Annotated in this window: 19 protein-coding genes and 1 tRNA gene; 4 read left to right on the top strand and 16 right to left on the bottom strand. The window is 68.4% G+C overall.

The window, feature by feature from the left end; all coding sequences use genetic code 11:
* Window positions 1-58: 58 nt before the first annotated feature.
* From H6844_02545 to ffh, 14 genes are all read right to left on the bottom strand, one after another.
* A tRNA-Asn gene (locus tag H6844_02545) sits at window positions 59-133 on the bottom strand.
* Between the two features lie 123 nt (window positions 134-256).
* Entirely contained in the window at window positions 257-1978 is a 1722-nt protein-coding gene (locus H6844_02550) for an NAD(P)/FAD-dependent oxidoreductase (protein ID MCB9928277.1), read from the bottom strand.
* An 82-nt stretch (window positions 1979-2060) separates the two neighbouring features.
* Window positions 2061-2495, bottom strand: a complete 435-nt coding sequence (locus H6844_02555) for a TIGR03668 family PPOX class F420-dependent oxidoreductase (GenBank protein ID MCB9928278.1) — start codon at window positions 2493-2495, stop codon at window positions 2061-2063.
* Window positions 2495-3406 carry a TauD/TfdA family dioxygenase gene (locus H6844_02560; GenBank protein ID MCB9928279.1) on the bottom strand — a complete coding sequence of 304 codons (912 nt, stop codon included), beginning with the start codon at window positions 3404-3406 and terminating at the stop codon, window positions 2495-2497. Before H6844_02560 ends, H6844_02555 begins: the two co-directional genes overlap by 1 nt.
* Window positions 3407-3457: 51 nt before the next feature.
* Window positions 3458-5494: an acyltransferase gene (locus tag H6844_02565; GenBank protein ID MCB9928280.1), complete on the bottom strand. Its 2037-nt coding sequence runs from the start codon at window positions 5492-5494 to the stop codon at window positions 3458-3460.
* Window positions 5491-7446: an acyltransferase gene (locus H6844_02570; protein ID MCB9928281.1), complete on the bottom strand. Its 1956-nt coding sequence runs from the start codon at window positions 7444-7446 to the stop codon at window positions 5491-5493. Before H6844_02570 ends, H6844_02565 begins: the two co-directional genes overlap by 4 nt.
* Before the next feature lie 118 nt (window positions 7447-7564).
* On the bottom strand, window positions 7565-8188 hold the full coding sequence (gene leuD / locus H6844_02575) for a 3-isopropylmalate dehydratase small subunit (protein ID MCB9928282.1): 624 nt from the start codon (window positions 8186-8188) through the stop codon (window positions 7565-7567).
* A 21-nt stretch (window positions 8189-8209) separates the two neighbouring features.
* Complete coding sequence (locus H6844_02580) at window positions 8210-8401, bottom strand: hypothetical protein (protein ID MCB9928283.1); 192 nt, start codon at window positions 8399-8401, stop codon at window positions 8210-8212.
* A complete protein-coding gene (gene leuC / locus H6844_02585) occupies window positions 8398-9807 on the bottom strand; it encodes a 3-isopropylmalate dehydratase large subunit (GenBank protein ID MCB9928284.1) in 1410 nt (469 codons plus the stop codon). The genes H6844_02580 and leuC overlap by 4 nt, the downstream gene beginning before the upstream one ends.
* Window positions 9808-9921: 114 nt before the next feature.
* Window positions 9922-10356, bottom strand: coding sequence for a 50S ribosomal protein L19 (rplS, locus tag H6844_02590; GenBank protein ID MCB9928285.1), 435 nt, complete (start codon window positions 10354-10356; stop codon window positions 9922-9924).
* 37 nt (window positions 10357-10393) lie between these two features.
* Window positions 10394-11098, bottom strand: coding sequence for a tRNA (guanosine(37)-N1)-methyltransferase TrmD (gene trmD, locus H6844_02595; protein MCB9928286.1), 705 nt, complete (start codon window positions 11096-11098; stop codon window positions 10394-10396).
* Window positions 11095-11718, bottom strand: a complete 624-nt coding sequence (gene rimM / locus H6844_02600) for a 16S rRNA processing protein RimM (protein ID MCB9928287.1) — start codon at window positions 11716-11718, stop codon at window positions 11095-11097. The genes trmD and rimM overlap by 4 nt, the downstream gene beginning before the upstream one ends.
* 56 nt (window positions 11719-11774) lie before the next feature.
* The gene (gene rpsP / locus H6844_02605; GenBank protein MCB9928288.1) at window positions 11775-12179 is read right to left on the bottom strand and encodes a 30S ribosomal protein S16; all 405 of its coding nucleotides are present in this window, start codon (window positions 12177-12179) and stop codon (window positions 11775-11777) included.
* A gap of 57 nt (window positions 12180-12236) precedes the next feature.
* On the bottom strand, window positions 12237-13670 hold the full coding sequence (ffh, locus tag H6844_02610; GenBank protein MCB9928289.1) for a signal recognition particle protein: 1434 nt from the start codon (window positions 13668-13670) through the stop codon (window positions 12237-12239).
* Between the two features lie 333 nt (window positions 13671-14003).
* On the opposite strand from ffh, the gene H6844_02615 reads away from it, so the two are divergent.
* Entirely contained in the window at window positions 14004-14852 is an 849-nt protein-coding gene (locus tag H6844_02615; protein MCB9928290.1) for a pentapeptide repeat-containing protein, read from the top strand.
* Window positions 14853-15048: 196 nt separating this feature from the next.
* Here H6844_02615 and H6844_02620 read toward each other — a convergent pair whose 3' ends face one another.
* Complete coding sequence (locus H6844_02620; protein ID MCB9928291.1) at window positions 15049-15837, bottom strand: polysaccharide deacetylase; 789 nt, start codon at window positions 15835-15837, stop codon at window positions 15049-15051.
* A gap of 124 nt (window positions 15838-15961) precedes the next feature.
* Here H6844_02620 and H6844_02625 point away from each other — a divergent pair, with 124 nt between their 5' ends.
* Both H6844_02625 and H6844_02630 read left to right on the top strand, forming a co-directional pair.
* Complete coding sequence (locus tag H6844_02625) at window positions 15962-17614, top strand: thiamine pyrophosphate-binding protein (protein ID MCB9928292.1); 1653 nt, start codon at window positions 15962-15964, stop codon at window positions 17612-17614.
* Window positions 17615-17766: 152 nt separating this feature from the next.
* Window positions 17767-18402 (top strand): hypothetical protein, encoded by a 636-nt coding sequence (locus H6844_02630; GenBank protein ID MCB9928293.1) that lies wholly within the window; start codon window positions 17767-17769, stop codon window positions 18400-18402.
* A 25-nt stretch (window positions 18403-18427) separates the two neighbouring features.
* On the opposite strand, the gene H6844_02635 is transcribed toward H6844_02630, so the two are convergent.
* On the bottom strand, window positions 18428-19513 hold the full coding sequence (locus tag H6844_02635) for a redoxin domain-containing protein (GenBank protein ID MCB9928294.1): 1086 nt from the start codon (window positions 19511-19513) through the stop codon (window positions 18428-18430).
* A gap of 111 nt (window positions 19514-19624) precedes the next feature.
* Here H6844_02635 and H6844_02640 point away from each other — a divergent pair, with 111 nt between their 5' ends.
* Window positions 19625-20359 carry a TerB family tellurite resistance protein gene (locus H6844_02640; GenBank protein MCB9928295.1) on the top strand — a complete coding sequence of 245 codons (735 nt, stop codon included), beginning with the start codon at window positions 19625-19627 and terminating at the stop codon, window positions 20357-20359.
* Window positions 20360-20408: the final 49 nt, after the last annotated feature.

Genomic DNA, 20408 nt, shown 5'->3' on the forward strand with positions numbered 1-20408 from the left:
GAGCCGGGGCTCATGAGCGGATGATTTTGGGAAGGATCCCCCGAGAGGGGGAAGAAGCTGGCTCCGCGGGTAGGATTCGAACCTACGACCGATCGGTTAACAGCCGATTGCTCTACCACTGAGCTACCGCGGACCAGAGCGGGGAGCGGCTCTGCGCTCCCCGTCGTTAGCGGCGCAATCTATTCAAGAACGCGGGCTTTGCCAAGCGGCGAGTTGCGCTCGGAATGCCGCAGTCCCCAAAAAAATTCGCCGGTGCTCAGACCACCGGCACCTGGCCGGAGGCGAGCATGGCCGGAGAGATCACGTCCACGTCCAGCGGCACGCGCCAGCGCTCGGTCTCCCGCACTTCCGGCGCCTCGTTGCGCAATGGCGCGCCGTCGAAGGTGAAGCCCTCATAGCCGTGGGTCTGCACCTCGTTGCACTTCTGCACATAGATTGGGAAGCCGCCGATATAGGGCATGAACACCCGCGGCCGGCCCGGAATGTTGGCGCCCACATACCAGGACGAGCAGGTGGAGCGCAGCGAGATCGCGGCCACTTGGTTCACATGCTCGACCCAGGCATCCTGGGCGGCGAGCGTCGGCTCGAACGTCTCGGCGCCGACGTCGCGCATGTGGCAGAGGCAGTCGGTCATCCAATCCACATGCTGCTCGATCGACTGGATCATCTGCGCCAGCACGCTGGGCGAGCCGGGGCCGGTGATCATGAACAGGTTGGGGAAGCCGTGGGTCGAGAGGCCCAGATAGGTGCGCGGCCCCGCCTCCCAGGCCTTGGCGAGGGCCTGGCCGTCGCGGCCCCGGATGTCGATCTTGTCATAGGAGCCGGTCATGGCGGCAAAGCCGGTGGCGCAGACAATGGCGTCCACCGGATATTCCTCGCCGTTGGCGACCACGCCCGCGGCCGTGATGCGCTCGACGCCGGACTGGGAGATATCGACCAGCTTCACGTTCGGCCGGTTGTAGGTCTCGAAATAGCCGGTGTCGACGCAGAGCCGCTTGCAGCCGAACACGTCCTTCGGGCAGAGCAGTTCGGCGGTTTCCGGGTCCTTCACGATCTCGCGGATCTTCTCGCGGGCGAAGTCGGCGATGGTGTCGTTGGCGTCCTTGTTGAACAGCAGGTCGCCATAGGCGCCGAGGAAGGGCAGGCCGCCGCGGGCCCAGAATTCCTCATAGGTCTGGCGCCGGTCCGCGTCGCTGGCTTCCAGCGCCGGCGTGGTGTTGAACTTGAAATAGAAGCCGGTCGGCCGCGCCCGCGCCTTGGCCCGCAGCGCCGGATAGTCGGCCTTCACCTCGGCCTCCCATTCGGGATCGACCGGGGAGTTCCAGGCCGGCACGGTGAAGTTGGCGGTGCGCTGGAACACGGTGAGCTGGTCGGCCTCGCGGGCGATGAGCGGAATGGACTGGATCGCGCTGGAGCCGGTGCCGATCACCGCGACGCGCTTGCCGGTGAAATCCACGCCCTCGTGCGGCCACTCGCCGGTGTGATAGATCGGGCCCTGGAAGTCGTCGATGCCCTCGAAGGGCGGCTTGTTCGCGGACGAAAGGCAGCCGACCGCCATGATGCAGAACCGGGCGGTGACCGTGTCGCCCTGGTCGGTCTCGACGGTCCAGCGCTTGGCCTTCTCATCGAAATGCGCCTTGGTCACGCGGGTGTTGAACTGGATGTCGCGGCGCAGGTCGAACCGGTCGGCGACATGCCGGGCGTATTTCAGGATTTCCGGCTGCGGCGCGTATTTCTCGGTCCACTGCCATTCCTGGTCCAACTCCTCCGAGAAGGAATAGGAATACTGCATGCTCTCGATATCGACGCGGGCGCCGGGATAGCGGTTCCAGTACCAGGTGCCGCCGACATCGTCGCCGGCCTCGTAGACCCGGGCGTTGAAGCCCTGTTTGCGCAGATTGTGCAGCATGTACATGCCGGCAAAGCCGGCACCGACGACGACGGCGTCGTAGCGGGCGTTCGCGTGTGAGGCGCTCATGGGTGGCAACTCCTGAAGAGATCCAGAGGGAATTGGGGCGAATTGTTTCCAGATCGCGGGAAAAATCAACCGGCGTGACGGGTCACCCGTCCAGACGGCCCCACCAGGTCCAGCGCTGGACGCGGAGCGCGATCACGGGCAGCGGGTCCAGGGTCATGTCCTGGTATTGGGGGTATTTCCAGGTGAGCAGGGCCTGCGCGCCGTCGTGCTCGGCGCCGTGCTGGAGGATGTCCGCCCGGCCCCGCACCAGCACCCAGCCGAGCTGGCTCCAATCCTCGGCATACTGGTCGGCCATCACGGCCGCCTGGGGGTTTTCCGCCAGGTTGCGCAGGCGCTTCAACGGCTTGGTGCCGCTTTTCGGCTTCTCGTCGATGGCGATGTAGATCGCGCGCCGATTGCCGCTGAGGGCAAAGCAGACGGGCACCACATGCGGGGCGCCCTGCCGGTCGGCCGTGGCGAGGCGGGCGACGCGCTGGCAGGCGAGCCAGTTGGTGGCCTGCTCCTTGTCGATCGCCATCACTCGGCCGCGCTGGCCGCGCTGGCCGCGTTGGCGACGCTGGCCGGCGGGCGCACCGCTGCCAGGCCGTCGGCTTCGGTTGCCTTGATGGTGGTGCGCACCATTTTCCGGGCGGAGTCCGCCGGCCAGGGCCGGCCGCGGTGCATGGTGGCGCGGTTGTCCCACATCACCACGTCGCCCGGTTGCCAGCGATGCCGGTAGGTGCGGCCCTCCGCCGTCGCCTCCGCCCGCAACGCGTCCAGCAGCGCCGTGGCGTCGTCCGGCGCCATGCCGCGGATCGCGCCCGCATGGCTGGCGATGTAGAGCGAGCGGCGGCCGTTCTTCGGGTTGGGCCAGGTCAGGCGCCAGTCCACGGCCGGCATGGCAGCGCGCTGTTCCGCCGTCATCAGGTCCGGCGCGATCCGGTCGCGGGAGTGAAAATAGGCGTGCTCGACCACCAGGTCGCGCAATTCGGCCTGCCGCGCCGGCGTCAGCCGTTCCCAGGCGAGGCGGGTGGAGCAGAATTCGGTCTCGCCGCCCCGATCCGGCACGGTGCGGGCGGACAGCACCGAGGCCTTGGCCGGGCGCGCCAGGAACGAACTGTCGGTGTGCCAGAGCTGGTTCGCCGCCGCCACCAGCCAGGAGCGATGGTCCGGCGGCAGCAGCGAGCCGTCGTCGGCGATGTTCGAGATCTGGCCCAGAAAGCCGCCCGCCCCGCGCGAGCCGACCTTGCCCAGTTCCAGCGGCCCGAAGCCGCGGGAAAAGGCGATCTGGATGGCGTCCGTCACCGCCTGGCCGCGGAACAGCAGCACGGAATGCTGTTCGAAGGCGGCCTCGACCGCGGCGAAGGCCTCTTCGGACGAGGCGGCGTCGAGCAGGGAAACGCCCTGCACCTCCACCCCGAAACCGGGGCCGAGCGGAACCAGTTTCATGGCTTCCTCCCTCGTTTTCCGGCGGCACCACCCGGAGGGGTCCGGCCGGCGCTACCGTGTGATCGGCGCAGTCTGCCGCGCGGCGGTCACCGTGCGCAAGACCAGGTCGGCAAGGCCGGGCAAAACCTCCAGGCTGCCGGGCAGGCTCAGATGGTCGTCGTCGGCATAGAGCGGCGTATGGCCGTCGACGACGCGGCAGGTGTCGGCGTCGCACATCCGGTCGTGCGGCCAGAAGACGGCGACACCGGGGCGCTTGGCCTCTGCGGCGATCACGGGCAGCACCTCGGTCTGGCGCCGGTCGAAGCTGGCGCGGTCGATGGCGGGCATCGGCTGTTGCAGATGGACCGCCCGCATCAGGGTTTTCGGCACGTCGAACGGCGCTTCCGGCACCGGTCCCACCAGGATGACCCGGGCGCCCAGGTCGCGGAACTGTGCGACGGTGCGGGCAAGCGCGTCGGCAAACCGAAGCTCGTGGCCGTTCGCCCTGTCGTAGAGATGCCAGGGCGCGAGTCCGTCGCCGGGGCTCGGCACCGGCGAGGCCACGGTGGCCCAGCGGCTCGCCAGCACCACCACGGGGATGCGTTCGTCCCGCACCAGGGCCAGCGCCCGCGCCTGGCTGGCATCGCAGGCCGTCGCGTTGCCCTGGTCGGAGCGGCGGACGCCCTGCAGCGCCGGACAGGCGGAAACGTCGAGGACCAGGCCCGGGACCGGCGTCAGTTGCTGAAGCCCCTTGGCCATCACCCGCGCATGGGAATCGCCCCAGAGCAGATAGCCGAAGCGCGAGTCCGGCCCCGCATCCGGCCCCGCATAGGTGCAGAGCTGGCCGCCCTTGAACGGCGCCAGCCGCTCGACGCGGTGGCAGCCCTTGGGGTTGACCGTGATCGCCTCCAATTCCGCCGCCACCGCCTGCGCCGCCGGCGACAGCCGTTGCGGCAGGCCCGCGGTGAGGCTGACCGCCAGGGCGGCCGCGCCCGTCACCAGGGCGGCACCGGCGATCTTGGTCTCGGCCCAGGGGCGGCCGCTCCGGCGGTGGGCGCCGCGGAACGGGGTTTCGACGAAGCGATAGCTGAGCGCGGCGAGGCCGATGCCGACGGCCAGCAATCCCGCCTGCTCCCACGGGCCGAACACGGTTTCGCGGTAGAGGCCGTAGAACACGATCAGCGGCCAGTGAAAGAGATAGAGCGAATAGGAAATGCGGCCGATGAACAGCACCGGAGCGGCGGCCAGCACCCGGCCGGCAACACCGGAGGCCGGGAGGGCCGCGGCGATCACCGCCGCCGTCGCCGCCACCGGCGCCAGCGCCGTCAGGCCCGGAAAGGGCAGGGCTTCGTCGATCAGGACGAAGCTCGCCGCCAGGCCGCCGAAGCCCAGCCCCGCCAGCAGCGTCCGCGCGGCCCCCCGGGGGCGCCAGCGTGGCTCCAGCCAGGCGATCAGGCCGCCGGCGCCGATTTCCCAGAGCCGTGCCATGGGCAGATAGAAGGCGCGCACCTCGTCGCCCACCCCATGGACCGCCACCAGATTCCAGCCCAGCGACAGCAGGCTGACCACCGCCAGCGCGCGCACCAGCCCGCGCCCGCCCCAGCGCCGCCCGCCCCAGCTTCGCCCGAAGGCCAGGACCAGCAGCGGCGCCAGCAGGTAGAATTGCTCCTCAATGCCCAGCGACCAGGTGTGCGCCAGCGGCGTCTCGTGCACCGACGGCGCGAAATAGTCGACCCGGTCGGCAAAATAGATGTTGGAACCCGAGACCAGCGTGGCGAGCGCGCTGTTGGCAAGGCGGGCGAAATCGTCCGGCACCATGACGGCGGCCCCGGCCGCCAGGCAGGCCGCCAGCGTCAGGATCAGCGCCGGCAGGATGCGGCAGATGCGGCGGCGATAGAAACGCCAGGCGGAAAACCGGCCCTGGTCCGCCTCCCGATACAGCGCGCGGAAGATGACGAAGCCGGAGATGACGTAGAACACGTCGACGCCGACAAAGCCGCCGGGCAGGTCCGCCACCCCCAGGTGAAACAGAAAGACGGCCAGCACCGCGATGGCGCGCAAGGCATCGACGTCGGCACGATAGGCGGGGGTGGAGGGAACCGGGGTCATGATGCTGCGTCCAGGATGGCGGCGGCGATCATCGGTGCCACGAGGCGGTTGCCCGCGTGGCTCAGATGATCGTCGTCGCGATAGAGCGGGTCAGCGCCCGATGCGATCCGGCAATGGGCGGCATCGCAGAGTTGGTGGTGCGGATAGACGACGCGAACGCCGGGCCAGGACTCCAGCCCGTGCAGGGCCGCCAGCACCTGTGCCTGGCGGCGGTCGAAGTCCCGGCGGCTAGCGGTCGGCAGCGCGTTTCCCAGCTGGGTGGTGCGTACCAGCATGGCCGGGACGGAAAAGTCGATTTCCGGCACCGGCCCGACGACGACGACCCGTGCGCCGGTGGTGCGCAGACGGCGCACGGTGCGCTCCAGCGCGGCTGCGAACGGGATCCGGTCGCCATCGTGCTCGGCATCGAATACGGTCTTGGGAATCCCCCCGTCGCCCGGCGCGCGCAGGTCCGAGGCGAGGTTGGCCCAGCGGCCGCCCAGGACCACGACGGGGATGCGCTCATCGGCGACCAGGGCCTCGATATGCTTCTGCAATGCTTGGCATTCCGCCCGATTCTTGCGCTTGGAGGTGTAGACCCCGATCAGCGCCGGGCAATCCGGCATGGTCGCCAGCACGCCCGTCTTGCCGGCGGGATGCAGCGTTTCGGACAGCGCGGCGTGGTACATGCCCGCATGGGAATCGCCCCACAACAGATAGTGGAACCGGTCCGCCTGCGGTGTGACGGAGCAGACGCCGGCTTTCTCGACAGGCGTCAGCCGGGCAATCCGCTGGCAGGAGAGGGGCGGCGTCGGCTCCGGGCGTTGCAGCATTGCGAGTTTCTGCCGGGCGGCGGCGTTCAGGCGTTGCGGCAGGCCGTCCCACAGCGGCAGGGCCAGGGCCAGGGCGGCCAGCACGCCGGCGGATCCGACCAGCACGACAACCGGCCGTGCGCCGGGGCGGCGGCGATGGGCCTGGCGGAACGGAGTCTCGATCCAGCGCCAGCTCAACGCAGCCAGGGCCAGCGTTCCCGCCACAATGGCGATGCGGCTTCCGGCATCCAGGTCCTGGCCGGTGGCGATGGTGTAAAAGGCGATGGCCGGCCAGTGGAACAGGTAGGTCGAGTAGGAAATCCGGCCGAGAAAGACCAGTGGCGCGGCCTGAAACGCCCGCCCGCCCGGGCTATCGGTCCGCAGGCCGCTGGCCAGGAAGAGTGCGGTCGCCCCCACCGGCAGCAGCACGGCAAAGCCCGGAAACGGCGTGTTCGTGTCGATCAGCAGGCAGGCGGCGACAATGCCGGCCACGCCCGCCCAGGCCAGAGGCTCGCGGAAGGGCAGGTCGCCCGTGCGTCGCCGCTCCCAGCAGGCAATGACGCCACCGACCGCGATCTCCCAGAAGCGCGCCATGGGCAGGTAGAAGGCGTGGCGCTCGTTCGCCAGGCCATAAAGCGCGAACAGGTTGTAGGCGAAGGACAGCAGTACGAGGACGCCCAGCACCGGCAGCAATCGCCCGACCGCCCGCCGTCGCACCAGCCAGAGGATCAGCAGCGGCGCGGTCAGGTAGAACTGTTCCTCGACGCCCAGCGACCAGGTGTGCACCAACGGCACTTCGCGGGCGGTGGCACCGAAATACTGGAGCCGGTCGTTGAAATAGAAATTCGAGACCGAGAGAATGGCGGAAAGCGCGCTGTTGCCGAACTCCGCATACTCGGCCGGCGTCATCAGCCACCAGCCCACGGCGGTGCACGCCAGCACGGTCAGCAACAATGCCGGCAGGATGCGGCAGAGGCGGCGGCGCCAGAAGGCGCGCAACGAAAACCGGTCCGCGGCCACGTCCTGCAACACGGTGCGGAAGATGACGTAGCCGGAAATCGCGTAGAACACATCCACGCCGACAAAGCCGCCGGAGACCACGTCGATGTCGAGGTGAAACAGAAAGACGGCCACAACCGCGACGGCGCGCAAAGCGTCCACATCCGCGCGGTATCCGGGCGGATGTGGGGTCGCTCGGGTCATGCTGGTTTGGCCCCTTGAATCCTTGGATGCCTGAACAAGGGGCCGCGCCGGGACGGGATCGCGGCGCGGCGGCGGATTACTCCGCCGCGATGCTGGGGGCCCAGGGGCGGGCGTTGCCGTCCTTGCCCTCGAAGGTGTCGATATCCTGGCGCTTTTCCATGGTCAGGCCGATATCGTCCAGGCCGTTCAGCAGGCAGTGCTTGCGGAACGGATCGACGTCGAACTTCACCGTTTCGCCGTTCGGACGGGTGATTTCCTGGGCTTCCAGGTCGATGGTCAGGCGGGCATTGGCGCCCTTCTGTGCGTCGTCCATCAACTCGTCGACCACGTCTTTCGGCAGCTTGATCAACAACATGCCGTTCTTGAAGCTGTTGTTGAAAAAGATGTCGGCGAAATCGGTGCCGATCACGGCCTTGATGCCGAAATCGGTCAGCGCCCAGGGCGCGTGCTCGCGCGAGGAGCCGCAGCCGAAATTGTCGCCGACCACCAGGATTTCCGACTTGCGATAGGCTTCCTTGTTCAGGACGAAATCCGGCTTTTCGCTGCCGTCGTCGTTGAAGCGCTGGTCGTTGAACAGGTTCTTGCCGAGGCCGGCACGCTTGATGGTCTTCAGGAAGCGGGCCGGGATGATTTTGTCGGTGTCGATATTCTGCGCCGGCATCGGGGCGGCGACGCCGGTGAAGGTCTCGTACTTGCGCATGGCGGCGAAACTCCCGTCGGTCTAATTCAGCAGGTCTTCATCGCTTTCGTAGAGCGCGATGAAGTGCGGCAGATGGATGGCGGCAACCTGGGTGTAGTGGCCGGTCTTGGCATCCCGGTAGAAGAGATCGCCGAGGCCTTCGTCCTCGTCGAACTCCTCGTCGTCTTCGTCCAGCCACTCATAATCCAGATCGAGCACGACAGGTGGGGTCAAGGCAACAACTCCCGGACGTCGGCCAGATGGCCGGTGATGGCCGCCGCCGCCGCCATGGCAGGGCTGACCAGATGGGTGCGACCGCCGGGGCCCTGGCGGCCCTCGAAATTGCGGTTCGAGGTCGAGGCCGAACGCTCGCCCGGCTTCAGCTTGTCGTCGTTCATGGCCAGGCACATGGAGCAGCCCGGCTCGCGCCATTCGAAGCCGGCTTCGAGCAGGATGGCGTCCAGACCTTCGCTTTCCGCCTGTTCCTTGACCAGGCCGGAGCCGGGGACGATCAGCGCGCGCACGCCGTCGGCCACCTTGCGGCCCTTGGCGATCTCGCAGACCGCGCGGATATCCTCGATGCGGCCGTTGGTGCACGAGCCGACGAACACGGTGTCGACCTTGATGTCGGTCAGCTTCTGGCCGGCGGTCAGGCCCATATACTCGATCGAGCGCTCGATCGAGGCGCGGCGCCATTCGTCGGCGATATCCGCCGGGTTCGGCACGGTGCCGGTGATCGGCAGCGCGTCCTCCGGGCTGGTGCCCCAGGTGACGGTCGGGATGATCTCCGCCGCGTTCAGCACGACTTCCTTGTCATAGGTCGCGCCCGCATCGCTCGGCAGGGTCTTCCAATAGGCCAGGGCGGCTTCCCACGCCGCGCCCTTCGGCGCGTAGGGGCGGCCCTTCAGATAGGCGAAGGTGGTCTCGTCCGGCGCGACCATGCCGGCACGCGCGCCGCCTTCGATCGCCATGTTGCAGACGGTCATGCGGCCTTCCATGGACAGGCCGCGGATCGCCTCGCCCGCGAACTCGATCACGTGGCCGGTGCCGCCGGCGGTGCCGATCTTGCCGATGATGGCCAGGATCAGGTCCTTCGCGGTGGTGCCCTTGGGCGGCGTGCCGTCGACGGTCACGCGCATGTTCTTGGCCGGGCGCTGGATCAGCGTCTGGGTGGCCATGACATGCTCGACCTCGGACGTGCCGATGCCGAAGGCCAGGCCGCCGAACGCGCCGTGCGTCGCGGTGTGGCTGTCGCCGCAGACCACGGTCATGCCCGGCTGGGTCAGGCCCTGTTCAGGCCCGATGATGTGGACGATGCCCTGGCGGATATCCATGACCGGGAAATAGGGAACGCCGAATTCCTTGACGTTCTTTTCCAGCGTCTCGACCTGGATGCGGGACTCTTCGTTTGCGATGCCGCCGGCCCGGTTGGTGGTCGGGATGTTGTGGTCGGCCACGGCCAGGGTCTTGTCCGGCCGGCGCAGCTTGCGGTGGGCGGCCCGCAGCCCCTCGAACGCCTGCGGGCTGGTGACTTCGTGCACCAGATGCAGGTCGATGTAGATCAGGCAGGTGCCGTCTTCCTGGGTCGCCACCAGGTGGCTGTCCCAGATCTTGTCAAAAAGGGTGCGCGGAGACGCCATTGCCGTTTTCTCCCATCTGGCTGCGGTTCCAGCCGAATTCTCACGGCGCCCTATCTACAGGGCGCGTGAGCGAACAATCAATCCCGCAGCACGGCTGCGGGCATAACCCGTTGTTTAATCAGCCGCGGCGGAATCGTTCCGCGCCTGGGCCGCGGCTTCGGCGCGGGCCGCCGCCTTGGCTTCCAGCGCGTTCCGCGACGCGCGGCTGCGCTCGGTGATGCGGGCCGACTTGCCGCGACGCTCACGCAGATAATAGAGCTTCGCGCGGCGGACACGGCCCATGCGCACCACCTCGATCGAGTCGATGTTCGGCGAATAGAGCGGGAACACACGCTCGACGCCCTCGCCGGACGAGATCTTGCGCACGGTGAAGGACGAGTTGATGCCGGCGCTCTTGCGGGCGATGCAGACGCCCTCATAGGCCTGCACGCGCTCGCGGGTGCCTTCGACCACCTTGTAGTTCACGCGCACGGTGTCGCCCGGACGGAATTCCGGCACCGGCCGCTCGGCGGTGAGCTTCGCGACGTTTTCCGCTTCGATCTGTTCGATGATGTTCATCTCGGTTCAAACCTGTCTTGTGTTCGTGTTAACCGTTCGCCGCCGCCGCACCGGCATAGGCGGCCCAGAGGTCCGGGCGCCGCGCCTTGGTGATGGCCTCGGCCTGGGCCAGCCGCCAGCGGGCGATGGCCGCGTGATTGCCGGAGAGCAGCACGTCCGGTACCGACCGGCCGTTCCACTCCGCCGGGCGGGTGTAGTGCGGGTATTCCAGGAGCCCGCGCTCGAAACTTTCCTCCGCCAGCGAGGCCGGATCGCCGAGAACGCCCGGCAACAGCCGCACGCAGGCATCCAGCAGCACCAACGCCGCGGTCTCTCCCCCGGAGAGCACATAGTCGCCGATGCTGATCTCTTCCAGGCCGCGGTCCTCGATCAGCCGGTGATCGACGCCCTCGTACCGGCCGCAGAGCAGCGTCACCGCCGGTCCGGCCGCCAGCGCCTTGACCCGGGCCTGGGTCAGCGGCGCGCCGCGGGGGCTGAGATAGATCACCGGGCCGCGCGGGTCCGCCGCCGTTGCCAGCGCCCGGTCGAGCACGTCCGCGCGCATCACCATGCCGGCGCCGCCGCCGAACGGGGTATCGTCGACCGTGGCGTGTTTGTCGGTGGCGTAGTCGCGAATGTTGACGGCGTCCAGTGCCCAGTCGCCGCGGCCCAGCGCCTTGCCGGCCAGCGAATGGCCGAGCGGCCCCGGAAACATCTCCGGAAACAGGGTGAGGACGACGGCGCGCCAGCTCATGCGTCCGGCACTCCGTCGCTCGCGTCGCCGCCCGCCTCGCTGCCCGCGGTTTCGTCGCCCACGGTTTCGTCGCCGGAGAGCAGCCCCGGCGGCGGAGCGACCACCAGCCGACCGCCGGCCACGTCCACTTCCGGCACCACGGCCAGGGTGAACGGCACCAGCAACGCCTTGCCGTCCGCGGTTTCGCCGAGTTCGAGCGTGTCGCCCGCGCCGAAGTCGTAGACGGCCCGGACTCGGCCGATCCTCGTGCCGTCGCGCAATTCCGCGGCCAGCCCGATCAGGTCGGCATGGTAGAACTCGTCGTTGTCCTCCGGCTCCGGCAGGGCCGCGCGGTCGACATAAAGGCGGGTGCCGCGCAGGGCTTCGGCCCGGTCGCGGTCGCCGACGCCCTCGATGCGCGCCAGCAGCAGGGCCTTGTGCCGGCCCAGCAACTCCACCCGGAAGGTGCGACTGCCGTCGGCGCTGGAAAGCGGGCCGTAGGCGGTGCAGTCCTCCGGCACTTCCGTGAAGGCCTTGAGGCGCACCAGGCCCTTGACCCCGTGCGCGCCGGCCACCGCCGCGACGCACACGCGCGTCCCGGCGTTCGCCGTCTCGCCAGGGTGGCTCTGGTGTTCCGTCATGACCGCCACGGTATCCGAAATCCTGTCCGCTTGCCTGCCGGCAGCAACCCGGCCGATTACTCGGCCGAGGCTTCCTCGCCGGCCTCGGCCTCGCCGCCGGCCGCCGCCGCTTCCTCAGCGGCCTTGCGCCGTTCCTCGGCCTCGCGCAGGCGCTCCTGCGCCTTGGCCTTGGGCTGGCTCTTCTTGGTCTGGTTCGGGATCGCCGGCGCGGCCATCATGCCGGCCTGGGCCAGGAAGCGCTGCACGCGGTCGGTCGGCTGCGCGCCGTGGTCGAGCCAGTGCTGGATGCGATCCTGGAACAGGCGCACCCGGTCCTCGTGATCCTTCGGCAGCATCGGGTTGTAGGTGCCGACGCGCTCGATAAAGCTGCCGTCGCGGGGGGCGGTGGCTTCGGTGACGACGATCCGGTAATACGGCCGCTTCTTCGAGCCGCCGCGGGACAAACGCAGTTTCAAAGACATTCGGGGGTTGATCTCCTCAAGAGGGGTGTTGGCAAAACTTCGCGGTTCGGGCCGGGCTCAGCGCCCGAAGGGAGGCAGGCCGCCGCCACCGCCCATCGGGGGCAGGCCGCCCCCGCCGAGCGGCGGCATCCCACCCGGCGGCATGCCGCCGCCGCCCATGCCGCCCAGAAGGCCGGCCAGGCCCTTGCCGCCGCCCTTCTTCATCTTCTTCATCATCTGCTGCATCTGGTCGTACTGCTTCAGCAGCTTGTTGACCTGTTGCACGTCCAGGCCGCAGCCGGCCGCGATGCGGCGCTTGCGGCTGGCCTTGATGATCTCCGGCCGGCGCCGTTCCTGCGGCGTCATCGACAGGATGATCGCTTCCTGGTGGGCCAGCAGCTTTTCGTCGATCTTGGCGTCGGCCATGGCCTGTTTCATCTTGCCCATCTGCGGCAGCAGGCTCATCAGCCCGCCGAGCCCGCCCATGCGCTTCATCTGCCGCAATTGCGACAGCAAATCCTCCAGGTCGAACCGGCCCTTCTGGACCTTTTTCGCGAGCTTCTCCGCCTCGGCCTGCTCGATGGTCTCGGCGGCCTTCTCCACCAGGCTGACGACGTCGCCCATGCCCAGGATGCGGCCGGCGATGCGGTCCGGGTGGAACACGTCGAGCGCGTCCATCTTCTCGCCGACGCCCAGGAACTTGATCGGCTGGCCGGTGACCGCGCGCATGGAGAGCGCCGCGCCGCCGCGCGCGTCGCCGTCGACGCGGGTCAGCATGATGCCGGTGACGCCCAGGCGCTTGTGAAAGGTCTCGGCGATCTGCACCGCGTCCTGGCCGGTCATGGCGTCGGCGACCAGCAGCACCTCGCTCGGCTGCACCACCTCGCGCACCTGGGCGGCTTCCTGCATCATCGCTTCGTCGATGGTCAGGCGGCCGGCGGTGTCGACCATCAGCACGTCATAGCCGCCCTTGCGCGCGCTATCGAGCGCCCGCTTGGCGATGGCGGTGGGCATTTCGCCGAAGATCGGCGGCACCACGTCCAGGCCGGTCTGCTGGCCCAGTTGCTGCAATTGCTGGATGGCGGCGGGACGGTGCACGTCGACCGAGACCATCAGCACTTTTCTCTTGTCGCGCGTCTTCAGGCGCAGGCCCAGCTTGCCGGTGGACGTGGTCTTGCCCGAGCCCTGCAGGCCGACCATCATCACCACTTGCGGCGGGTTGCCCCGGACGTTGAGTTCCGCCGGCTCGCGGCCCAGCATGTCCACCAGCTGGTCGTGGACGATCTTGATGACCTGCTGGCCGGGCGAGACCGAGCGCAGCACTTCCTGGCCGATGGCGGCGTTGGTGGCCTTGTCGATGAAGGACTTGACCACCGGCAGCGCCACGTCGGCTTCCAGGAGCGCAATGCGGATTTCGCGCATCGCCGCCTTGACGTCGGCCTCCGACAGCGCGCCGCGCTTGCGCAGGCGGTCGAACACATCGCCGAGGCGGCCGGTCAGGCTCTCAAACATGTGCGGGTCCTTCTGCTTTCGGTTGCCGGCGGGTTCCGGTTGCATTGCCGTCCGGGTGAATGCCGTTCTTGTCGACACCATTCCTGCCAATGCAATTCGCGCCAGTGCGCGAACCCTCGCGGACTGACGAAAACGAACCGGGGTTGTATGATCCGATCGGCCGCCCGGGTCAAGCCTTTGTTGCGGCCGGCGGGGGCGAGGCGCCGCGCGCGGCGGCCGATGGCCCGGATTGTCACGGTTCCCGCCCTTGCGAGCGCGTCCGCATCCCCCCATGATACGACCACGTCCGGACGTTTTGGACCCGGCCCGGGCGGCCGGGAGAGGAGTTTCACCATGCGATCGCTCGTCCTCGCCGGAATCGCGTGCCTGGTGCTGTCGGGCCACAGCCTGGCGATGGAGCCCGGTCACGCGTCGCAGATGAAGGCCACGGGCGCCTGCCCCCGGTGCGACCTGAGCGGGATTTCCCTGATCCAGGGGTTTTTTCCGGCGGCCGATCTGCGCGGCGTCAACCTGCGGGAATCGGACCTCAAGGCGATCGACCTCTCCGGGGCGGACCTGAGCGACAGCGACCTGCGCCGCAGCAACCTGGAAAAGTCCAAGCTGGCCGACACCAAGCTGACGAATGCCCGCATAGCCGGGGCGGATATGGAGAAGGCGGTGCTGACCCGCGCCGATCTCGGTCGGGCGGATCTGCGCGAGGTCGATCTCGGCAAAAGCGACCTGCGCGAGGCGGTGTTCGACAAGGCGGACCTGCGCAACGCGCTGATGAAGCGGGCGGACATGCGCAAGGCGCGGTTGGTCGGGACGCGGATCGAAAGCGCCAAGTTGGAGCGCTCGGACTTGAGCGGGGCCAACGCGGTCGGCGCCGATTTCACCAACAGCGACCTGGACCGGGTTCGATTGCTCAACGCCGATCTGCGCGATGCCGATTTCACCGACAGCCGGCTGGAGCGGGCCAATTTCAGCGGCGCGGACCTTCGGGGCGCCACCTTCGACGGTGCCATCCTGCGGCGCACCAATTTCAGCGACGCCAACCTGACCGGCGTGCGCGGCCTGAAGCAGGAGCGGCTGGAAGCCGCCTGTGGCAATCCCGGCACCAAACTGCCGCGCGGGCTGCATCTGCGCCAGTGCGAGCAGGAAACCGAGACGCCGGCCGATATCTCGGTCGGCCCCGATAGCTAGAGGGCGGAGTCTTTTCCCGCTGGCTCACCAACCCAGCTTCCCTGTCCCCGCGGAGGCGGGGACCCATGCCTGAGGGACCAATACAGAGTCCATATCTTGTGAGAAGCTCTCAGGCATGGGCTCCCGCCTCCGCGGGAGAGGGGGCAGGAGAATGGGGCAGCCCGTGCCGAAAACGCGCTAGCCCCGGCCGCGCGGCTCAGGCCGTCTGCGCCTGGAAGCGTCGGGCGCCGTCCTCCAGGGTCACGAACTCCGCGCCCTGTTCCAGCAGGTTCAGGATCAGCCGTTCCAGCATCAGCATGCGGTGGCCGCGGCCGATCACCAGCGGGTGGAAGGTGTAGGTCAGCAGGCCCCAGTCCGTGTTGCGGGTCATGTAGGTGAACTCGTCGGTCCAGTTCTCCAGCACGTTCGAGGCGTTTTGCAGGCCGGGAAACAACCCCTGCGGCGTGCGCAGGTATTCGAAATGGGGGTAGTCGTCCAGCACCCAGGAAATCGGCATTTCCAGCAGGGAGGTTTCCGGTCCGAACTCCATGCCGCGATCGTCGTGCACCACGTCGTTGGCGCGCGCGTAATAGGGCAGCCAGTCGTGCGCCATCATGCTGCTGTCATAGAGAAAGCCGTGCTTCAGCAGCAGGTCCACGGTCTGGTCCGACAGGTCCCAGGCGGGGGAGCGGTAGCCGCGGGCCTTTTGCCCGGTCATTTTCTCGATCAGTTCGTTGCCGCGGACCAGGTGTTCCTCCTCCTCGCCGTCGGCCAGGTTGGCGGGCGGGACATGGGTCCAGCCGTGATGGCCGACCTCGTGCCCCTGGGCGACGATCTCCTCGACCCGGCCCGGATAGGTTTCGAGCGTCAGGCCGGGGATGAAGAAGCTGGCCTTGATGTTGTAGCGGGCCAGCAGCTTCAGGATGCGCGGCACGGCCATGGCGCCGTACTCGCCGCGGCTGATCGCGGTCGGCGTTTTCATGCCGCGGGCGACCAGGGCGGACATGGCGTCGAAGTCGAACGAGAGATTGGCGAGATGGGTCGGCACGGGAGGGGGCCTCCTTGGCGAACGGGACGGGCGCGCGTATCATCTCCGCCACGATCACCCCAGACAAGTGAGGAAGCGCCTGATGGCGGAGGAAATTCTGGTAGGCGACTTGGTTGCCGAATTCTTGCAGGCGGCCGGCGTCACCACCGCGTTCGGCATCGTTTCGGTGCACAACATCCCGATGCTGGACGGCATCGGCCGGCGCAACGCCATCCGCTTCGTGCCGACGCGGGGCGAGATGGGCGCGGGCCATATGGCCGACGCCTATGCCCGTGCCAATGGCGGGCTGGGCGTCGCCATCACCTCCACCGGCCCGGGGGCCGCCAACATCACCGGCCCGCTGATCGAGGCGGTGTTCGCCGGCTCGCCCATGCTGCACCTGACCGGCCAGACCGCCACCGGCAATGTCGACAAGCGCCAGGGCGCGGTGCACGACGTGGCCGACCAGCTCGGCATGCTGGAGAGCACGTCCAAGACCGCCTTCCGCGTGCGCTCGGCCGAAAGCGCGCTGGGCACGCTGATGCAGGCGGCCCGCGCCGCCATGACGCCGCCGACCGGCCCGGTCAGCGTCGAAATCCCGATCGACATCCAGCGCACCAAGATCCCGCGCCCGGAACTGCTGGACCACTTGACCATCGCGCCGCCGGCGCCGGATGCGGGCGACGCGGCCAGCCTCGACCTGATCGCCGACCAGTTGCTGAAGGCGAAGCGGCCGCTGCTGTGGACCGGCAACGGCGCCAAGTTCGCCCGCGATGCGGTGCAACGCTTCATCGACATGGGGATTCCGCTGGTGACCTCCGGCCTCGGTCGCGGCGTCGTGCCGGAGACCGACCCGATGGTGCTGGGCTGCTTCATCGCCGTGCCGCGGGTGGAGGCGTTCTACAAGACCGTCGACTGCATGCTGATCGCCGGCAGCCGCGTGCGCGCGCACGAGACCCGCGACCTGTCGGTGGAACTGCCGGCCAACCGCATCCAGATCGATATCGACCCGGCGGCGAACGGGCGGACCTATGCCACCAACCTGTTCCATGTGGGCGACGCCGACGCGGCCCTGCACGCGCTCGCCGACCGGCTGGAAGGCAAGCTGAACCTGCCTGAGAGCTATCGCGACGAGGTCAAGCAATTGCGGGCCGACGTCCATGCGGACTACAAGAAAACCCTCGGCCCCTATGCGGACTTTGCCGAACAGTTGCGCGCCGCCATGCCGGACGATGCCCTGTTCGTGCGCGACATCACCAAGTCGCACACCACCTGGGGCTATCGCCTGTTCCCGATCCTGTCGCCGGAGACCAACATCTATCCGGTGGGGGCGGCCATCGGGCCGGGCTTCCAGCTCGGCATGGGCGCGGCGCTCGGCGGCGGCCGCAAGACCGTCGCCATGACCGGCGATGGCGGCTTCTTCCTGAATCTGGGCGAGATCTGGACCGCGGTGCAGGAGCGGATCGACTGCTGCATCCTGGTGATGAACGACTCCCAGTACGGCGTCATCAAGGACATCCAGGACGCGCTCTATGGCGAGCGGCACTTCTATGCCGATCCGGTCGGCCCGCCGCTGGACAAGCTGGCCGAACTGGCCGGCCTGCCGTATTTCAAGGTCTCGGACGGGGCCAGGTTCGGTGCCACCGTCGCCGAGGCCCTGAAAGTCAACGGCCCGACCATGGTCGAGGTCGACATGACCGCCATTGGCGACTTCCCGCGCTATTTCGTGCCGCCGCCCTACGCGGCCAAGACCTGACGGCGCTCCCGGCGCTCCCGGCCCCCCCACCGCCCGGCCGCATGACCGGGCGGTGGGGGAGGGGCGCAAGATCAACAAAATACCACAATTGCCTGTCTTCCTACTCTCGTATACCATGCCCATGGTGCTCAGGGAGCAAGGAGGACAGTCGCATGAACCGCATTGGCCCAATCGCTGCCGCGGCGGCATTGTTTGCCGCCGGATCGGCCCAGGCCGTGACGCAAACCGCCGGCTATCTGGAGATCGACGACGCCAACGACAAGGCGACGATCGACATCCAGTTTTTCACGGTCTCCAGCGTCGAGGATATCGAATTCCAGTTCGACATCCGCGATTTTCTCGATCAGCCGATGACCGACACTCTGGCCGCCCGTCTGTGGAGTGTCGATGGCGCCGGCAATCTGGTGGCCGCGCTCGCCTCCGCCGACAATGGCGGCATGGGCTCGTTCCATATGGATCGCTTCGGCGCCGATCGGTTGGCGATCGGCAACTATGCCTTTGTCGTCGGCACGCTGAACCTGGCCATGACCGAATTCCCGCCGTTTCAGGTGGATGCCGGCACGCCCGCCGGAATCCCGTTCGTCGAGTACGAGATTTCGACGACGACGGGCCAGCACGCCCTGGCCTATACCTGCATCCTGGAGGGCAATCTGGACGGTACCGTTACGCAGACCGGCGCCGGCCCCTGCCAGCTGCCGCAGGCGGCTGCCGAGCCGGGCACGCTGGCGGCCATGGGGGGCGGGCTCGCATTGGCCGGGCTGGTGGCCGTGCGCCGGCGGATGACCTGAGGCAAGCGGACGGAGCCGGGTGGCCTCAGGTTTCGCCGAACAGGAAGCTCAGCAGGGTGTAGCGGGTGCCGCGGCGCACCGGCATGACCTGATGCAGCAGCGAGGACGAGAACACCAGCGCCTCGCCCGTGCGCGGGGCGTATTCGGTGCCGCAGAATTCGGGAAAGACGATGCCGCCGCCCTCGTGCGCCTCGGCGTTCAGGTTGACGGAGCAGGCGAAGCGGCGATGGGCCACTTTCGGCTCGGTGTTGTCGCGGTGGCCGTGGGCGGCGCCGACCACGCCCTTGGCCCGGTCCGAGGCCTCGTAGCGGCCGATGCGGAAGCGCTCATAGCGGGTCAGGCGGTAGTGAAACGCCCTATGCACCACCGGCGCCACGCGCGCGAACAGGCGCTCGGCGATGAACTTCGTGGTGTCGGCCGTGACGACCCAATGGTCGACCCGGTCGTTGCGGCCATAGTCCGGGATGCGCATTTTGTAGTCCTGCGTCCGCTTCTGGGTGCCATGGCCGGGCTCGATGAACGTGTTGCCCTGCATGGCGAAAACCGTCAGCAGCCGCTGGCAGTCGGCCGGGCTGAACACGTCGGGCACGAACAGCACCGGCGCCACCGGCCCGGTCTGCACCCGCCAGGCGCGTTCGGGGCGCAGTTTCTCGACAAAGGCGCAGGCGATGTCGCCATGGTCCTCGGCCTCGGCCCCCAGCACCGCCTGCACGTGCCGGTTCGGCCGCAGCAACACGCTGGCGAGCGGCGGCGCGTCGGCCGCCATCAGCGCCGGTGTCAGGGCGCGGGCGGCTTTCAGGTCCGGATCGCAGAGAATGGCGAAGGGCAGGCCCAGCGCGTCCGCCCTGGCCTTGGCGGCGGTCGGCGGCAGCGGCAGGACGACGAAAACCGGGCAATCCAGCTCGGCCAGATGGTCGGCCCAGGCGGCAAGGCGCGCCAGGGCCGCGGCCGTCGCCGGTGCGTCCGCATCGCGCACGAACACGATCAGGCGCGAGCGGCCGGCCAGTGCATCGCCGTCGAGGTTCAGCGGCCGGCCTTCGGCGGTCATGGCCTCGAATGGCGGGAACGGGTCGCCGACCTGGATGCCGGCGCGGGCTGGGACGGATTGCATCGTCATGCCTTTTGGTAGGTGGCGTTCCGGGTCCTCCCGTGGTTATGGTCCATGCGGCGGCGGCGGTCCAGCGTATGCGCCAGCCGGTCCGGCGGCGGCGGAGAGACGATTATGAGCATTTGGGGAAAAATTCTGGGCGGGGCCGCCGGGTTGGCGGTCGGCGGCCCGATTGGCGCGCTGATCGGCGCGGTCGCCGGCCATTTCGCCGTCGACCAGAAAAGCGAATCGCAGCAGCCCCGGGTCGACGAGGGCGTCACCCGTCAGATCGGCTTCACCATCGGCGTGATCGCGCTGGGGGCGAAGATGGCCAAGGCCGACGGCGTCGTCACCCGCGACGAGATCGCCGCCTTTCGCCGGGTGTTCCGCACCGCCCCCGACGAGGAGAAGAACGTCGCCCGCCTGTTCAACCAGGCCAAGCGCGACGTGGCCGGCTTCGAGTCCTACGCCCACCAGCTCTCTCGCATCTTGCACGACAGCCCGTTGGTGCTGGAGCAGGTGCTGGACTGCCTGTTCGTGATCGCCACCGCCGACGGCAAGGTCACGCCGGACGAGCTGCGCTTTCTGGAGCGGGTGGCGGAGATTTTCGGCATCGGCGTGGCGGATTTCGCCCGCATCCGCGAAACCCATATGGGCGCGGACGAGAGCGACCCCTACACGATTCTGGGCGTGGCCCACGACGCGCCGTTGGAGGAGATCCGCGCCCGCCACCGCGATCTGGTGCGCGAGAACCACCCGGACCGGCTGATGGCCCAGGGCCTGCCGCAGGAGGCGATCGACGTCGCCACCGACAAGCTCGCCCGCATCAACGCCGCCTGGGACCAGGTGCGCCGCCAGCGCGGCGCGTAGAGCGGATTCTTTCCCTGCTGGCTTACCAGCCCAGCTTCCCTGTCCCCGC

The sequence above is a fragment of the Alphaproteobacteria bacterium genome (assembly GCA_020638555.1).
In the GTDB taxonomy this organism is placed as follows: Bacteria; Pseudomonadota; Alphaproteobacteria; order Bin95; family Bin95; genus JACKII01.

What these genes read in the sequence shown, in the direction of transcription:
- H6844_02630 (MCB9928293.1), top strand. Translation starts at nt 17,767, where the DNA reads ATGAACCGCATTGGCCCAATCGCTGCCGCGGCGGCATTGTTTGCCGCC.
- H6844_02620 (MCB9928291.1), bottom strand. Translation starts at nt 15,837, where the DNA reads ATGTCCGCCCTGGTCGCCCGCGGCATGAAAACGCCGACCGCGATCAGC.
- ffh (MCB9928289.1), bottom strand. Translation starts at nt 13,670, where the DNA reads ATGTTTGAGAGCCTGACCGGCCGCCTCGGCGATGTGTTCGACCGCCTG.
- H6844_02615 (MCB9928290.1), top strand. Translation starts at nt 14,004, where the DNA reads ATGCGATCGCTCGTCCTCGCCGGAATCGCGTGCCTGGTGCTGTCGGGC.
- H6844_02635 (MCB9928294.1), bottom strand. Translation starts at nt 19,513, where the DNA reads ATGCAATCCGTCCCAGCCCGCGCCGGCATCCAGGTCGGCGACCCGTTC.
- H6844_02640 (MCB9928295.1), top strand. Translation starts at nt 19,625, where the DNA reads ATGAGCATTTGGGGAAAAATTCTGGGCGGGGCCGCCGGGTTGGCGGTC.
- leuC (MCB9928284.1), bottom strand. Translation starts at nt 9,807, where the DNA reads ATGGCGTCTCCGCGCACCCTTTTTGACAAGATCTGGGACAGCCACCTG.
- trmD (MCB9928286.1), bottom strand. Translation starts at nt 11,098, where the DNA reads ATGAGCTGGCGCGCCGTCGTCCTCACCCTGTTTCCGGAGATGTTTCCG.
- H6844_02550 (MCB9928277.1), bottom strand. Translation starts at nt 1,978, where the DNA reads ATGAGCGCCTCACACGCGAACGCCCGCTACGACGCCGTCGTCGTCGGT.
- H6844_02555 (MCB9928278.1), bottom strand. Translation starts at nt 2,495, where the DNA reads ATGGCGATCGACAAGGAGCAGGCCACCAACTGGCTCGCCTGCCAGCGC.
- H6844_02560 (MCB9928279.1), bottom strand. Translation starts at nt 3,406, where the DNA reads ATGAAACTGGTTCCGCTCGGCCCCGGTTTCGGGGTGGAGGTGCAGGGC.
- H6844_02565 (MCB9928280.1), bottom strand. Translation starts at nt 5,494, where the DNA reads ATGACCCCGGTTCCCTCCACCCCCGCCTATCGTGCCGACGTCGATGCC.
- H6844_02625 (MCB9928292.1), top strand. Translation starts at nt 15,962, where the DNA reads ATGGCGGAGGAAATTCTGGTAGGCGACTTGGTTGCCGAATTCTTGCAG.
- rimM (MCB9928287.1), bottom strand. Translation starts at nt 11,718, where the DNA reads ATGACGGAACACCAGAGCCACCCTGGCGAGACGGCGAACGCCGGGACG.
- leuD (MCB9928282.1), bottom strand. Translation starts at nt 8,188, where the DNA reads ATGCGCAAGTACGAGACCTTCACCGGCGTCGCCGCCCCGATGCCGGCG.
- rpsP (MCB9928288.1), bottom strand. Translation starts at nt 12,179, where the DNA reads ATGTCTTTGAAACTGCGTTTGTCCCGCGGCGGCTCGAAGAAGCGGCCG.